General features: G+C 31.3%; 11 protein-coding genes. 6 read left to right on the top strand and 5 right to left on the bottom strand.

Annotation, left to right across the window (positions count from 1 at the left end):
- The 6 genes from HN894_06345 to HN894_06320 form a co-directional block, all read left to right on the top strand.
- Window positions 1-1,457, top strand: a 1,457-nt coding sequence (locus tag HN894_06345) for a hypothetical protein (protein MBT7142940.1), incomplete at its 5' end; no start/stop codon positions are given.
- Entirely contained in the window at window positions 1,451-1,996 is a 546-nt protein-coding gene (locus HN894_06340) for a hypothetical protein (GenBank protein MBT7142939.1), read from the top strand. The genes HN894_06345 and HN894_06340, both read left to right, overlap by 7 nt.
- A gap of 184 nt (window positions 1,997-2,180) precedes the next feature.
- The gene (locus HN894_06335) at window positions 2,181-2,648 is read left to right on the top strand and encodes a T9SS type A sorting domain-containing protein (GenBank protein MBT7142938.1); all 468 of its coding nucleotides are present in this window, start codon (window positions 2,181-2,183) and stop codon (window positions 2,646-2,648) included.
- Window positions 2,649-3,100: 452 nt separating this feature from the next.
- The gene (locus HN894_06330) at window positions 3,101-3,460 is read left to right on the top strand and encodes a 30S ribosomal protein S6 (protein ID MBT7142937.1); all 360 of its coding nucleotides are present in this window, start codon (window positions 3,101-3,103) and stop codon (window positions 3,458-3,460) included.
- Window positions 3,461-3,463: 3 nt separating this feature from the next.
- Window positions 3,464-3,733 (top strand): 30S ribosomal protein S18, encoded by a 270-nt coding sequence (locus HN894_06325; GenBank protein MBT7142936.1) that lies wholly within the window; start codon window positions 3,464-3,466, stop codon window positions 3,731-3,733.
- Between the two features lie 16 nt (window positions 3,734-3,749).
- Window positions 3,750-4,196, top strand: coding sequence for a 50S ribosomal protein L9 (locus tag HN894_06320; GenBank protein ID MBT7142935.1), 447 nt, complete (start codon window positions 3,750-3,752; stop codon window positions 4,194-4,196).
- 483 nt (window positions 4,197-4,679) lie between these two features.
- Here HN894_06320 and HN894_06315 read toward each other — a convergent pair whose 3' ends face one another.
- From HN894_06315 to HN894_06295, 5 genes are all read right to left on the bottom strand, one after another.
- Window positions 4,680-7,493, bottom strand: coding sequence for an insulinase family protein (locus tag HN894_06315; protein ID MBT7142934.1), 2,814 nt, complete (start codon window positions 7,491-7,493; stop codon window positions 4,680-4,682).
- Window positions 7,494-7,594: 101 nt separating this feature from the next.
- A complete protein-coding gene (locus tag HN894_06310; protein MBT7142933.1) occupies window positions 7,595-10,006 on the bottom strand; it encodes a TonB-dependent receptor in 2,412 nt (803 codons plus the stop codon).
- A gap of 343 nt (window positions 10,007-10,349) precedes the next feature.
- On the bottom strand, window positions 10,350-12,620 hold the full coding sequence (locus tag HN894_06305; protein ID MBT7142932.1) for a DGQHR domain-containing protein: 2,271 nt from the start codon (window positions 12,618-12,620) through the stop codon (window positions 10,350-10,352).
- 3 nt (window positions 12,621-12,623) lie between these two features.
- A complete protein-coding gene (locus tag HN894_06300; GenBank protein MBT7142931.1) occupies window positions 12,624-13,445 on the bottom strand; it encodes a Dam family site-specific DNA-(adenine-N6)-methyltransferase in 822 nt (273 codons plus the stop codon).
- Complete coding sequence (locus HN894_06295) at window positions 13,438-15,414, bottom strand: helix-turn-helix domain-containing protein (GenBank protein ID MBT7142930.1); 1,977 nt, start codon at window positions 15,412-15,414, stop codon at window positions 13,438-13,440. Before HN894_06295 ends, HN894_06300 begins: the two co-directional genes overlap by 8 nt.
- Window positions 15,415-15,534 lie beyond the last annotated feature (120 nt).

Genomic DNA, 15,534 nt, shown 5'->3' with positions numbered 1-15,534 from the left:
TTCTAATTTCTAATTTCCAATTTCCAAACAAAAACATTATCTTTAGCAAGTTTTTGAAAAATGAAATATTAGAAAACGTGGAAAATTGCAACGAAAAACAATTCCATTACATTTCCGCCCCAAGCGGTTTGTTTGCAGTTTTTACAAAAGAAACCGGGCAAACCGACAAATTACAATATATCCACACCGACCACCTTGGCTCTATCCAAACCATAAGCAATGAAAGCGGGCAGATAGAAGCAACCTACAGCTACGATGCCTGGGGAAGACAAAGAGACGCTACCAACTGGTTTTTATACTATACTACACCGCTGCAAGCATTTAACAGAGGCTATACCGGCCACGAACATTTAAGCGATTTTGGCTTAATTAATTTGAACGGCCGCCTCTACGATCCTGTTCTTGGCCGAATGTTAAGCCCTGATAATTATGTGCAAATGGCAGGGAACTCACAGAATTATAATAGGTATTCTTATGCACACAATAATCCACTTATCTATACCGATCCTAATGGGGAGAATCCTTTTTTTGTAATGGCGGCAGGCATGATACTTTGGTCTGGCGGAAAGGTAATGAGTGATTATGCAAGTATGGGTAGAATTGAACAAGGGTGGGGTACTGTCGGTAGTATATTACAGGTTGTCGGTGGAGTAATGATGACTTATCATATGAATGCCGCTTTTAGTGAAATTTTACCAGCAGAGCAGATAGGTAATAGTGCTTTTGAATTTGGTATTACACCTCATTTTTCCATGGGTACTGATGGAATCGGTTTGGGTGTCAACTCAACGCTTGTTCGTAATTTAGGCAATGGTTTCAATACAGGAGTGAATCTTGGTTTAACATATTACGCTAGTGCTCCGGGTACTGGAGAAAGTGGTTTTGAAGGTAGGCTTGGATATGGTTTTGGATATAAGGACAATCCTTTTAAGAACTCTAACCGTAATTTTTGGAAAAACCTTACAATTCAAGGAGGAATAGGCAGTACCTATTTCTTAAGCGGAGAGACTTCCCAGCTAAGTGGACAAGTCTATGCCGGTGGTGGTAAATGGAAGCTAACATATGAAAATGATACATGGGCTCCGGTTCCGGGATTATGGGACTTTAATGGGGCTACATCTGATCGAGATAAATTCAGAACTGCTGCTTTGAGTATTGATATTACAGGAGGAAAATTAAAAGGAGCCAACGCGGGCTTGCTTCTTTTTACTGGACAGCCTAGTGGGGTATCTAGAAATGGTACTTTTATTGGACCTGGAGCCAACAAATATAGATTGGGAGCTGTATATGGAGGATACAATAATTTTAGAGTAGGATATAATAGTGAAAAAAATATTAGAGGACCTGTTCAAAATGGATTCCATGATATTTTCGATTATTCCCACTTTAAAGTACTAAACATTGCGGATCGATTTTATGGAGGTTATTATACATCAAATCCTTATACATTATGGTAAAAAGAATTTATTTATTATTAGTTATAATACTATTTGTAGGTTGCAGTAAAAAGCTATTTGACCTAACTCTGTCTAAAACTCCTTATAGTGGAGTTGAGTTGAGAATTGATGGCTACTATTATTCGGATGAATATTCAATTTACGCTGCAGCATCAGACGATTATGATAGTTATGTTGATATAGCCGTATTTTACAGAGATGGGTTTTGTATTCATACTGGTACTCATCTTAATAGCCAGGAGGATACACTAATCTATATTGAGAATGAGATTTTGCTTAACGAAGAGTATATTTCTGACTTAAAGTCCACACCCCAACATATTGGGGTGTTCCAAATTAGGTATCCTGATATTGAATTTGAAATTTGGGAAGCCAGGACAACAACTTTTAGTAATTATGGGGAGATATTAAATGACTCTACATTCATTATCAATAAAAAAATGAATAATGGAACAGGAAATACTTACTCAGTAAACTTAACATACCGGTTTAAACAGTTCAGCCCAAAACCAGACAGTACGAATAATTTTGTTAAATAACTGAAAGAATCTCTGGATAAGCGAAGTTTCCGAACTTTGCTATTAGTTGTTGGCAGTTTCTCTCAACTGTAGAAAGTTTGCAATTTGTGGTTTATTCTAACATAAGATTAGTTGTTAATATTTGCTATTAGACATAATATGTTGAATAGGAGCTATATAAATAAATATTGAAAATATGAAAAAGATGAAAACAAAATTTAAACTATTATTAATAATCCTCTCAATCAGTATCCCAGCTATTTCTCAGGATTTTACTTTCGTTTACGACGATGTGGGAAATAGAACTGATAGGTTTATAACACTTTCTCCACCAAGCAAAGCTACAATGCAAGATACAAGTTTTGTAGATGAGGAAATCCTTGAGGAAGAAGAAACTACTGAAGAACAAAAACTACACGATAAACTCGGCAGTTTCAATTTGGTGGTTTATCCTAATCCTACAAAAGGAGAGGTAGTTGTGCAAATCTCCGGTGAGGAAAATCTTGGTACTGTTACTTACAAAGTTTTTGATCGATTAGGCAGAGAAATACTTTCCGGAGCAAAAAGTTCAAATGTTTTGCAAATAAACCTAAGTGGGCAAAAAGCCGGTGCATATTTTCTTTGTGTAGAAATATATGGCAAAGAAAAATCTTGGAAAATTGTGAAGGAGTAAAGCAAAATTTAATACTACGTTCTAATCAGTGTCAGTCCATATACTTTAGTGTTTGCCCTATAAAGGTCAAGTTTAAGGCGTGTGAAAAATTCAAAAAGCAGCCCCGATTAAAGCATCGGGATAAGTATTTGGATTTTGAGCAACAACGCAGAAGTTGGATTTTATTGACAAGCACTAATTACTAATTGCTACCGATTTATTTATTAATGATTTTGGTGATTCATAGGAATATTGAACCCTATAATTCAGAGAAATAGGATATAGAAACCAATTGAAAATTCAGTTCTTATGCACTTTCTGCTAATGAATTCACTTAAATATTTTCACTATAGAATTTCAAAAAAAGAAGAAGCAAAATTTTCAAAATATTATTAAATAAATAATTTTGAATTTTGAAAATGAATATATACTTTTGCGGGCTATTTATTGAAAATTAAAAATATAGTTAAATTATGGTAAATCAGTACGAAACCGTTTTCATTTTGACTCCCGTTTTATCTGACACTCAGGTAAAGGAAGCGGTACAAAAGTATGTAGGCTTTTTAAAAGAAAATGGAGCCGAAATTGTCCATCAGGAAGACTGGGGACTAAAAAAATTGGCTTATCCAATTCAGAAAAAATCTTCAGGTTTTTATTCACTATTAGAATTTAAAGCCGAAGGAGAAGTAATTGAAAAATTAGAAACCAGCTATCGAAGAGATGAGATGATTATTAGGTTCTTAACTTTCAAAATGGATAAGTTTGCTGTTGCATACAGTATTAAGAGAAGAAAAAATAGAAAAGAAGCAACCGAAGAAAAAAAGGAGGATTAAAAGATGTCACAAAATCAATCAGAATTTCGTTATTTAACACCCCCATCGGTAGAGGTAGTTAAGAAAAAATATTGTAGATTTTTAAAAAATAAAATCAGATATATTGATTATAAAGATCCTGAGTTTCTTAAAAAATTCTTGAACGAACAAGGAAAAATTCTTCCACGAAGACTAACAGGGACTTCTTTAAAATATCAAAGAAAAGTTGGCCAAGCAATAAAAAGAGCCAGACATTTGGCATTGCTTCCATATGTAACAGATTTAATGAAATAAAATTTGGAGGTAAAAAATGGAGATTATATTAAAAAGAGATATGGAAAATCTAGGTCATGAAAATGATTTAGTTAATGTAAAAAGTGGTTATGGAAGAAATTTTCTAATTCCGAAAGGATATGCCATTTTAGCTACTGCTTCTGTAAAGAAAATGCACGAAGAGAATATACGTCAAAAAGCGCATAAAGAAGAAAAACTTAAGAATGATGCAATTGCATTGGCTGCACAGCTTGAAAACAAAAAGCTAAAGATCTCTGCTAAAGCAAGTAGCACCGGGAAAATTTTCGGTTCTGTTGGAAATATTCAACTTGCTGAAGCTATTGCTAAGAAAGGAGTTAAGGTTGACAAGAAAAATATCAGTATAGAAGGCGATATTGTAAAAGAAATTGGTGCTTATACTGCAACAATCAAGCTTCACAAAGAAGTAAAAGTAGAAATTGAATTTAAGGTAGTTGCAGAATAAAGAAAAATTGGATTTATTTTAGTTATATAATTATTAAAAATCCTTTTTGTTTTCATAGTGTTTTAAGGTTTAGAAAAGTCTCACATCGTTGAGACTTTTCTTTTTTTGGGAAGTTCTGACTCAATTTACTCAATTAAATATTAATCTGAAAGCCAAATAGATTTAATCCATTTAGGATTGTCAATGTATTGTTTATTTTTCAATTCCATGAATTCCATTCATGGCTATTCAGCTTCAATCCTATACAGGATTGTTGTAGGTGCTTAGTAATTACACAGAACATAAGGCGACTTCTAAAAATGCAAATTTCTTCGTTGTTTCGATATTTTAAAATCCTCATTTACAATAGTAAACTGCGGTTTTGAAATTTCTCACGCCTTGAAATTTGCTATTTTTAGAAGTCCCTATAATAGATACAAAAATTGGAAATTTGAGATCGCTTTGCAATTTCAAATTTCCAATTAAATAAAAGATACATTAAAACTACTCAGGTTTCATTACCAATTTTACAGTTTTCGAGTCGTTTAAATATTTTTGTGCCGCTTTCTTAATATCATTAATTGTAAAGGAATTTACTAATTTGTCGAAGCTGGACTTGTCTTCAAGTAGGTTTTCCTTATGAAAATAGTTGTGTTTCAAGGTGTTCAACCAATATCTATTTTCTTTTAAATACTCGTTATGTTCCTTAATTTTATTCTTCTTAAACTCGTCCAAATTTTTCTGGCTTGGTCCATTTTTCCTTAAGTTATCAACTTCTTCAAAGATTATTTTGGAAAGTTTTTCTGCTTTTTCAGGATCGCAATCAAATTTCATTTCCAATTTCAACTGTTCTACAGGATAATGATAAGTTCTACTCTTAATTCCCACACCGTAAGAACCGCTTTCAGCTTCACGAATAGTTTCGGTATATCGTGTGTCTAAAACACTTTCAATAGCATCTATTAGCAATCTATTTTTCACATTATATTCTAGATCGTTGTGGTAACATACATAAACTGTACTTTTCGGGGTTTCTACAGGGAAGTTAAATGTTTTCTCCACTTTCTTCTTAGGAAATCGTACATTTTGATCTTTCCATGATTCCTTGTTCGAAAGCTTTGGCAAAGCTCCAATATATTTGTCTAACAAGGGTTTTGCTGTTTTCTCATCAATATTACCAACGAAGAAAAAAGTAAAACTACCCGGATCGGCAAATCTTTGTTTATAAATCTCACTTACTTCGGCGAAATCTGCTTCTTTCAACAGCTCTTTAGAAAATGGTCGTTCTCTGAAATGATAGTTCCCGTTAATTACCTGAATGCTATCTGAAAATGCAGAATTTGGGTCATTACTTTTATTTTCCATATAGCTACCCCAACGTGTAAGCAATGAATTAAAAGCGGTTTCATCAATTCTAGGCTTAGTAAAATATAGATGAACCATTTGAAGCATGGTTTCAAAATCTGCCTGAGAAGAGCTTCCATTTATGCCTTCCTGAAGGTCATCTACCCAAGGATTCACGTTTACAACTTTATCAGAGAGTAGTTTGTCAAGTTGGATATTATCGAAATTTGATAAACCTCCATAAGATACAATATTTGCCGAAAGGCTTGCTGATATGTAATCTTTATCGCTATGGAGTGAAGCTCCTCCAATACTGTAAGACGACATCAAAATTTCATCATCTTTAAAATCGGTAGTTTTAATAACAACTCTCGCTCCATTTTCATAAGTAAAAATTGTGGTTCCAAGCTTTTGGTTTTTTTCTGTCGAAATAAGTTTGCCGGGAGTAAGTTTTTCATTGAAAAGAGGTTCGTTAGAAACATTGTCTTCAAATGCTACTATTTCAACTTTATTTATATTCTCAAGAGCTTTATATATTTTTTCTTTAGATGGAATTTCAATATCTGGATTGTCTGGTCCTGTAACTACTACAACCCTATTTTTTTCCGTAATCCACTTTTTTGCAAGAACATTAATTTCTTCAACAGTAATGGATTTCATAATTTTCTTTGCAAATTCATATTCAAATTCAATTCCCGGAATTGGATCGTTTTGAAGAAAATGTTGCTGATATTCGGATGCGTAACTTGATGATTTTCTTTTGTTTCTCTCATTGAAAGCTGTTTCCATGCTTTTCAAATAATCCTTTTTTGCACGTTCTAATTCGGTTGATGTGAAACCATGTTTTTTGACTCTTTCGTTTTCTACTAAAAGGCTCATCAAACTTTCTTCAATTTGATTGTTTTTTGAGATTGCTGTGGATTGATAAACATCTTTTGTTCGACGAATATTGTAATAGAAAGAAAATGCATTGATAAACGGAGCTTTCGCATCTAATGAGATTTCTTTCAATCTGTCATTAATCATTGTGCTAAATAATTGCTCAAGAGTTAATCTTTTCAGATATTTTGCATTTTTTATTAAAATTGGGTCATGCTTATAATACACACTTACATTACAATATTGAGCTTCTTTATCTGTCTGAATATCAACGAGAGTTTTATCGTGTCCCGGAATTTTGAAACTCTTTCTTGGTTCTGGATTTTTCGTAGCAGGCATTTTTGAGAACATTGTTCTTATTTTCTTTTCAATTTCTTTAGTGTCGAAATCGCCAACTGCTATAATTGCCTGCAAATCGGGACGATACCAGGTTTTATAAAATCTTTTTAGTGCATCATATGGACAGTTATCAATTATATCAATATCTCCTATAATATCTCTTTCGGCATATTTTGAGCCTGAAAACAGAACTTTTTCATATTTCGAACGCATTCTGAAATTTGCACTCCTGCGAGTTCTCCACTCTTCGTGAATAACACCTCTTTCGCTATCTATTTCTTCGTCTTCGTAAGAAACATTATAAGCCCAATCATATAAAACCATGAGCGAAGTATCAATATTCTCTTTCTGGTCGATAGGTACTTTTTGAAGCATATAATTCGTAACATCATGAACTGTGTATGCATTAATCTCAGGTCCAAATTTCATCCCTATTCGTTGAAGATAGTTTATTATATCTTTCTTCTCGAAATTTTTTGTCCCATTAAATGCCATGTGTTCGCAAAAATGTGCTAAACCATTCTGGTCATCATCTTCGAGAATTGCACCTACATTGTTGACCAACCAAAACTGAGCCCTGTCTTCCGGTTTGTCGTTACTACGTATGTAATATGTCAATCCGTTTTCGAGTTTTCCGTAAATAACGTTTGGATCAATCGGTAATTTAAAATTCGGATTAGAATTCTGTCCGAAAATACTGCCTGTCATCATTGTGAATAAGACAATTAGGCTAAAAAATAACTTCTTTTTTTTCATCAATAAAAATTTAATTAATAATGTTAGTAAATGTTAATTATGAGTTATGAATTATGAATTACATAAATAGTCAATATTCAATTAAAAATATTCAATTAATATCATCTTCCAATACCTGAATCTGCATCACTATCTTGTCGTCTTTTGTAATTGTTTATTCTGTATGTAAGGCTTATCCGTATAACCGGAGCTTCATTTTTGTAAATAAAATGCGAATAAAAATCTTCGTATTTTGTTTCCACTTCATAAATTCCTGTAGCAAATATATCTCTGACATTTAGTGAAACACTTGCTTTTCTTTCAAGAAAATCGTGTCGGACTGACAAATTTGCAACATAATATTCCTCTTTTGTACCTTGTCCTTCAATGCCTGGACTAACATATACACCCGTAAGTTGAACACGTGTTGCAGACGAGATTTTAAAAGCTGCAGTCAAACGCGAATCCCAACTTGTGCTTTCCAAATCAATACTTTGATCGTAAATATCTGCTTCTATATTATATTTGTAGAGGTTTCCGCCAAGATTGATATTTAACCATTTATAAGGGTCATAATTGAACATAAGTTCTGTACCATAAGCGTAGGTTTTGTCAAGATTTTTGTAAGTGATGAAAACTACATTCGGGTCGGCTTCATCAATATCAATAGCATAAAGTTTAGTATTGTTGGTATGTCGATAAAATAAACCTAAGGATAAAAACGATTTTTTCATTCGGTTCATATAATTAAATTCATATGAATCAATATCTTCCGGTTTCAGCAATGGATTTCCCATACTAAAATTATATGAATCGCTATAGTTTGGAAATGGATTTAATTCCCAGGGCTGAGGACGATTTATTCTTCGTGAGTAAGAAAGCTGTACTTGCTGATTTGCTGGAAGTTGTCTCGTGATATGACAGGAAGGATAATACTTTAAGATTTCTACATCATATTTTTCATCTGTTGTTTTTTGGTGCAACAATCTGTCGGTATATTCTACTCGTAATCCTGCTTGATATGAGAAACCAAAAAATTGGCTCGAAAAGGTAGTATATCCAGAATATAGATTTCTATCGAAAAGCATTTCGTTGGAATATTGCGAATTGAAAACCCAGTCGTTAAAATCCGGATCTAAATTTTCATATACAAAATTGGAAGTCCCGCTGGTAATGTGAGTTTGAATTCCAGCTTCAAGTTTCCCTTTCGAAAATGGTTTTGTATAGTCAACTTTTGCTCTCAAGTTATTTCTTACAGGATTGTGGGTTGAACGCATTTTCGACAGCAATCCCAAACTAGTGTATCCAAAATCTGTTGTTTGTTCGTTCGATTCTTCAATGTCCTTTCCGTCCCACTGCCAACCACTTACAGAAACTACAAATTTATGTTCATCTTGTGCAAAATCGTGCTGGAAATTCACCGAAGCGGAAAAATATACTCCATCAATTTCAAAAATATTGTCAGATATTGAGAAATCATCATACGAAGAAACATCATCCCATAAATGATATTTTGTATTGAATTCGCGGAAATAGCCAAAACCACCATATGTTCCCGAAACAGTAAGTGTATTTTTATCACTCAAATAATAATCTGCACCCAAATTTATGCGCCAGGGTCGTTGTGTGTTTTTACGATCGGTTTTTTCCATTAAATAGCTTGTTGTGTCAGAAAAATATGTCTCGCGATAGTTTTCTGTTTCGGCCAAACCGGTGTTTCTGTTATAATTTGCAGAAATAAAATAATTGACTTTTTCTTTGCGTAAATTAAGTTGAAAATCTCCCCCATACTTGTTCATTGTTGCTGCAGTAAGGTTTACAATTCCGTTAAAACCATTACGTTTTTCCTTTTTCATTACAAGGTTTATTATCCCGGAAGTTCCATCGGGATCGTACTTTGCCGAAGGATTTGTAATGATTTCGATATTTTCAATAACATTTGCCGGAATTTGTTTTAACAAATCGTTGCCGCTCATAACAGTTGGTTTTCCATCAATTAGAACTGTGAAATTTGAACTTCCCCGTAGTGAAACATTTCCTTCTATATCGACTACTACAGACGGAACATTTTCGAGAACATCTGCTGCGGTCCCTCCTGCTGCATTTACGTGCTTACTTACATTTACTACTTTTTTGTCAATTTTGTATTCTACATAAGATTTTTCGCCTACAACTTCCACGCCTTCAATATTTTCAATGGCTTGAACAATTTTCAATTCTTTTAAATCAATAAATGGAGTTTCTTTGTTTAATTCCAAATCGGGGGTAATCATTTTCTCATATCCAATAAAATTGGCGGCAATATAATATTTCCCATATGGAATTTTTGATAGCTGAAATGTTCCACTACTATCGGAAATTGTGCCATCGACCATTGAGGAATCTTGCTGCTTATACAAAACTACATTTGCATACTCAATAGGGAGATTAAGATTATAATCAATTACTTTTCCCGAAATAACTGAATTTCCGGATTGTTGAGCAAATGAAACTGTAAAGGATATTAATAATAACAAAATGGTAAATATTCTCATACTCTATATATAAATAAAACATAATTTTTGCGAGCACTTACCAAATTACAAACCAAATCCTATAAAGAATTGATTATATTTCATTTAGAACAATATTGTTAAATATTTCATGCCAAATAGCGTCCGAATATGTACAGTCATTTTTCATAAGTGGACAAACTTCGTTTTAATATATTTCCTCTGATAGAAATTACAAAACTGCTTTTTGTTTGAAAGGAATTTTATTTATTGGTGATATTTGTTTGACTTATTGAAGAAACATTGGCTTAGGCTTAGTTCAAGCCTGATTTTTCAATGGGAAGTCGGGCTCAGTAGTTTCTCGCTGTTTTTATATTCTTAAATATTAGGCTTCGTTTTTATTATTTAACCATTTTATTATTTCTCTCAAAAAGTCAATTTCTTCTTTCGTAACATAGTAAGAATGAAAATTCTGATTTCGTAAACGATTAAGTTCTACCATCCACTTTGTTTTGGCCTCTTTACTACCACTTTTTTCATTTGGTCTTGTGTATGGTTTTTCAAATAAATCTCTCCAATTTTTAATTGCAATTTCTCGGTAATCTATTATATGCAAACAATTCCAGGGTTCAACTTTTTTGCCTGTCTCCCTCTTCTTTTGCTGTGCCATAACAACTGCTAGGTCTTGTATTTTTGGAGGAACACCATTGTCAAACCATTCTTCTTCAAATTTGCTAAATAACTTCTCCTTAAAGTCATTATTAAAATATATTTCAATTTCTCTAATTATTTCAAACGCTTCTGTATTAAACTCTTTTTTCTCTTTTAACAAATACTCTTCAAGACCAATTGGTTTAAAATCAGCTAGTTTATCACTTACTGCTTTTTGCAATGTCCTCCAATACTTAATATCTCCACCTGCCCCATATGAACTTTTTAGATTCTCTGTAACTTCATCACTAATATTCTTATAAAAATTTATTATTGGATCTAAATAATGTTTAGTTTCATTAAAAATATCTTGTGGCTTTGATTTTTCGTCAATAATCTTTTCGTTTAATAAATGGTCTACAATATCACTTAATAATCGAGTTACTGCATATATTCCTTTGTTAATGATTATTATATTGTCTTTCTCCTCCCACAAAACCTCTAAGTTTTCTCTTAAATAATCAAAAGAAAGTAATAGGTATTTGCGTAAACTTTCAAAAGTATTGTCTATATCTCCATTATAGAACGTTCCTAACTTTTCAATCTTGCTTTTTGAAACTTTTCCTAAAAACGATCCTTTTTTAAGAGAATTGACAATTGTTTCTGATGTTATTATTTTTTTATCTTCTCCTATTGATATTTTATTAAAAAGAGGTGATAATCTTGTTTCACCAAGATATATTGCAATTCTTGAACTAAGTGCTTTTTGTTGTTCCATTAGATTGCTGGAAGTCCATAACAGATCTGAATTTAATGTTAATCTAAGATTTTTTGAAACAGATTTTTGATTTTCATTAATTTCCATAAACAATTTAACTTGTTCACTTCTATCTAAATCAACAAATGCAACAACAGGTATAGTATTTTTTATTTTGTATTCTGTTTCTGCATAACCATACAAACGATGTTGTCCATCAATTATATATGCAGACCTATATTTCTTAGGCAAATGTAAAATACCAACATCTGAGATTGTAGAATTTACTTGTGTATTTGCTTTATCAAAGTTTAATCTACGACCACCACTATCAATACTGATTACAATAGAATTTGGAAAATATCCTTTTTGTTCGTCAATAAATTTTTGAACTGATTTTAATCTTGATTTTTTGATTAGTCTCTGATAGGTTGGCATCATATTTATGTTAGCCTTATTCCTATGTAAAACATAACCTATTTTTAATAATTTCTCAGGTTCTATCGAAAAAGAATAATATGTATGTCCGCCCATTTTACCTCTTATTGCAGGAACAAGATTATCAATTTCAGGTATTTCCTGTCCATAAAATAAAGAACCTAAAAGTTGATATCGAGTTGCCAAGCCTAATTGTTTATATAAGTTCAAGTAATATTCGATAGCATCTTCGTCAAAATGAACACCATTAAGTATATCTAATCTTTCAATATCGTGTTTGCTTAATGCGTAATTTTGAGTTGCAAAAATGTACTTAAATTTAAGTTTTTCATTAGGAAACAAATCTTTAATAGTTTGAACAAGACCTCCGATTGTTCCTTTCATTGCTTCAAGTTCGTCTTTAAAATCTCCCTTTTTATTTGAAACTGCTGATTTACACTCAACTATTAGGATAGTTTCTTTGTCTTTTGCAAATACATCAATTTGTTTTGTTAATTTTAAATTTTTCCTATCGTATGGCAAATGAAGGTTTCTATCCTTGTTTAATAAATTAAAACCAAGAGATGCAAAAAGTTGCCAAACTTTATCTTCAAAAAAAACATCTTGTGATTTTTGTTTTTTAATTCTGATTTTTGTTTTGTATTCTCTATCAACTTCCCAGCCATCTTTAATTTTATTTTCAAGTAATTTTTTCGCATTTATTGGTAAGCTATCAAAATTAAAAGAGTTTTTTCTCAGTCTAAGGCTTGATTTAATATCTTTTTCTGTAATTAATTTACTTAATAATTGTATCCTCGTTTCTTCGTTCATATTCTAAATATTTGTAAAGATGAATTCATTAACTCTATTTCTTGAAGCTCCTTTTCCCCCAATAGTGCTATGTCTTTGAACAATATGCTTTTTTCCAATATTCTTAAAAAGCTCATCAATACTATTGTGTGATGCATTTGTTAATATATAAAAAGCATTTTTTGAGTTAATATATTTTAATAATTCTGCAAGTCGTTCTTGATCTTCCCATTTGAAAATTGATTGATTGTATTGTATAAAACCATTATTTTCGTGAGCAACAGTATAAGGGGGATCTAAGAAAATCAAATCATTTGCTCTGATATTTTTCTTAACTAAATCAAAATCTCCATTTTTAAGTAATACATTGTCATTTAACAGTTTACTTAAATTAAGTAGATTTGGAAAACCGAATAGGTTTTCACCTTTTCTATATCCAAATGGAACATTATATTCCCCTTTGTTATTTACTCTATAAATACCATTATATGATGTTTTGTTCAAATAAATAAATCGAACGGCTTTACTAACTTGACTTCTTGGTTTTTGGCTACGAATTTTATAATAAAATTCCTTATCATTCTTATAAGTTTTTAATTTTGATATTATTTTCTCAGGGTTTTCTCTAATTACAGAGTAAGCATTGATTAAATCTTCGTTAAAATCTGATATATAAGATGTTCCTTTTATTAATCCTTGATTTTTCAGAAATAGAAAAATCGATCCCCCTCCAATAAATGGTTCGTGATAATTATTAAAACTTTCAGGAATAAAGTCCAAGATAGATTTTGTCAACCATCTTTTTCCTCCTGCCCATCTTAGGAAAGGTTTTGTATTATTAATCATCTTCATTTAAAGTATAAAAGGTTTTAAATGCATTAGAAATCAATTGATGCTTTGAAATAACTCTAATAGTCGAAAGTGTATTTTTTTCAATTAATCGATAATTACTTTCATCAACCTTTAATTCAAGGTTTAATTGGTTTTGAATAAGATCTCTAACCAAAATAGCACAAGATTCTACAGAACGAACTACAAGGATCCCATTTAAAACCCCTGTACTTAAAATTACTTGTAAAGCTAATGGGTGAACTTCTCTGAAAATTTTCGCCCTTTTCTCAAACCGTATTGCTGTTCCAACAAGTATATCTTTTAAGATACTCCTATATTCTTCACTTAAATCAGTTTTAATATTTTTTACAGTATTGTCAAACCATTCTTTAATATTAGACAACTCATCTTCATTTTTAATACGTTTATTAAACTCATTCTCTAAATCAAAGTCTGCCCAATGAGATTTAACAATTTCAAAATAATCATCAGAATTAAGTTTTTCTAATTTTAGATGCAATAATCTCGAATGTAAGGCTTCTACATCCTCGGACTCATCAATTTCAGTAATATCACCACCTATTTCAGTTATAAGACTAACCAATTCATTTATTTCTAATCTTCCAAATCTTTCTGAATCTATACCTCCATTTATATAATATAATTTAGGAACGTATATAATTACAGGCTTACCTTGTCCTAATGTCACAGAAGCTTCAGAGTCTTTACCAAATGTATCTTCTTTTTGAGCCATATATATACAAATATTCGCTCTTTTTAACATTAAAGCTTCTACTAAACCTTTTGCAACTCTATCTTCAATCCATGACTGAGTAGGATTGAAATATCTAAGTTTAAATTGCCTAACCTCTGAATTTTGAAATAGATTTTCAACAAAATTATTTACAGATATAAAGTCTGCATTATTTCTCATAGAAGTAGCGACATAAACATCCATATAATCTGCTGTTAAATAATTAGATAGATTGTTATATGCTTGTATTTGAATTTCTTCCATTTTATTAATATCAGTGGATTCTTTAGGAAGAATATATTTTACTTCTTTTTCTAAATCAGAAATATCGTAATTAAACATAGGGGAAAACAAACCGTGTTCCAAGGTTGACTTAAATTTACGAAGTAATGAGTCCATTTTTCTCCGTTTCTTTGAAGAATAATCTTCAATATTAAAAGTTCCTTCTTTCTTTTTTTCAATAATCTCTTTTAAAAACGAAGAAAGCACTTTTCTTTCTTTTTCTTCATTTTTAACCTTACTTGCTGCTATATATCCTAAGAATGGTAAGTCTTTATTAGGAATCTTATTTGTTTTATCCCATTCAATTCTATTTGTATAATTATCCGTATTTTTTTCTTCCAACTGCTCCATTATTGTTTGAAATGAAGTATCAGAGATAATATTCATTTGTTTAAAGGCTTCTTGAATGGTGTTATATAACCTTATTGCATCAATATGAAATTTAGTTATAGAACTCTCAAAAGCTTTTATTGTCCTAAACACATCTTTTCCTAAATATTTGTCGAAAAAAGGTTTGTAAATAGGTTTAATCCCATAATAAATAACAATACTATTAAAATAATCTAATGATTGTTCTGGTGTTAAATTTGTATTAAATAGAATATTTAGATTGTTCTCTAAGACCTTAATTATTTCTTTGTCAAGATTTTTTGAATTTATACTTAATCCTACAAATTCAGTTAATTGAGCTTCAAAATTTATTCTAAAAATAGACTTTTCTTCTGTAAACATTTCCCACAAATCTTTTGGAAGATTGATTCCTTTACAAATGAGCTTGAACTTTTCCTTTTCAGGCAGACGTTTGCCTTGTTCTAAATGAGCAATATTAGATCTATTAACATTATTTCCTATTTTTTCAGCTAACTGTGATTGAGTCAATTCAATATATTCTCGATGTATTTTAACGTGATAACCAAGTTCCTCTAATCCATTAATTTCTATATTCATAATTCAATATTTATTTAATTCAACACGCTTTGCTGGAAATCCGATATGAAGCCTAACATCTGTGTAAGAGGAAACTTCCCCTAATTTTTTTTATTAGTTGGGTAACTATTATTTCCCTTT

It is taken from the genome of Bacteroidota bacterium (genome assembly GCA_018692315.1).
Classification (GTDB): Bacteria; Bacteroidota; Bacteroidia; order Bacteroidales; family JABHKC01; genus JABHKC01.
Note: the sequence above shows the minus strand (reverse complement) of the source record. Positions and strands in the feature narration are given on the sequence as shown.

What these genes read in the sequence shown, in the direction of transcription:
- HN894_06340 (MBT7142939.1), top strand. Translation starts at nt 1,451, where the DNA reads ATGGTAAAAAGAATTTATTTATTATTAGTTATAATACTATTTGTAGGT.
- HN894_06335 (MBT7142938.1), top strand. Translation starts at nt 2,181, where the DNA reads ATGAAAACAAAATTTAAACTATTATTAATAATCCTCTCAATCAGTATC.
- HN894_06330 (MBT7142937.1), top strand. Translation starts at nt 3,101, where the DNA reads ATGGTAAATCAGTACGAAACCGTTTTCATTTTGACTCCCGTTTTATCT.
- HN894_06325 (MBT7142936.1), top strand. Translation starts at nt 3,464, where the DNA reads ATGTCACAAAATCAATCAGAATTTCGTTATTTAACACCCCCATCGGTA.
- HN894_06320 (MBT7142935.1), top strand. Translation starts at nt 3,750, where the DNA reads ATGGAGATTATATTAAAAAGAGATATGGAAAATCTAGGTCATGAAAAT.
- HN894_06315 (MBT7142934.1), bottom strand. Translation starts at nt 7,493, where the DNA reads ATGAAAAAAAAGAAGTTATTTTTTAGCCTAATTGTCTTATTCACAATG.
- HN894_06310 (MBT7142933.1), bottom strand. Translation starts at nt 10,006, where the DNA reads ATGAGAATATTTACCATTTTGTTATTATTAATATCCTTTACAGTTTCA.
- HN894_06305 (MBT7142932.1), bottom strand. Translation starts at nt 12,620, where the DNA reads ATGAACGAAGAAACGAGGATACAATTATTAAGTAAATTAATTACAGAA.
- HN894_06300 (MBT7142931.1), bottom strand. Translation starts at nt 13,445, where the DNA reads ATGATTAATAATACAAAACCTTTCCTAAGATGGGCAGGAGGAAAAAGA.
- HN894_06295 (MBT7142930.1), bottom strand. Translation starts at nt 15,414, where the DNA reads ATGAATATAGAAATTAATGGATTAGAGGAACTTGGTTATCACGTTAAA.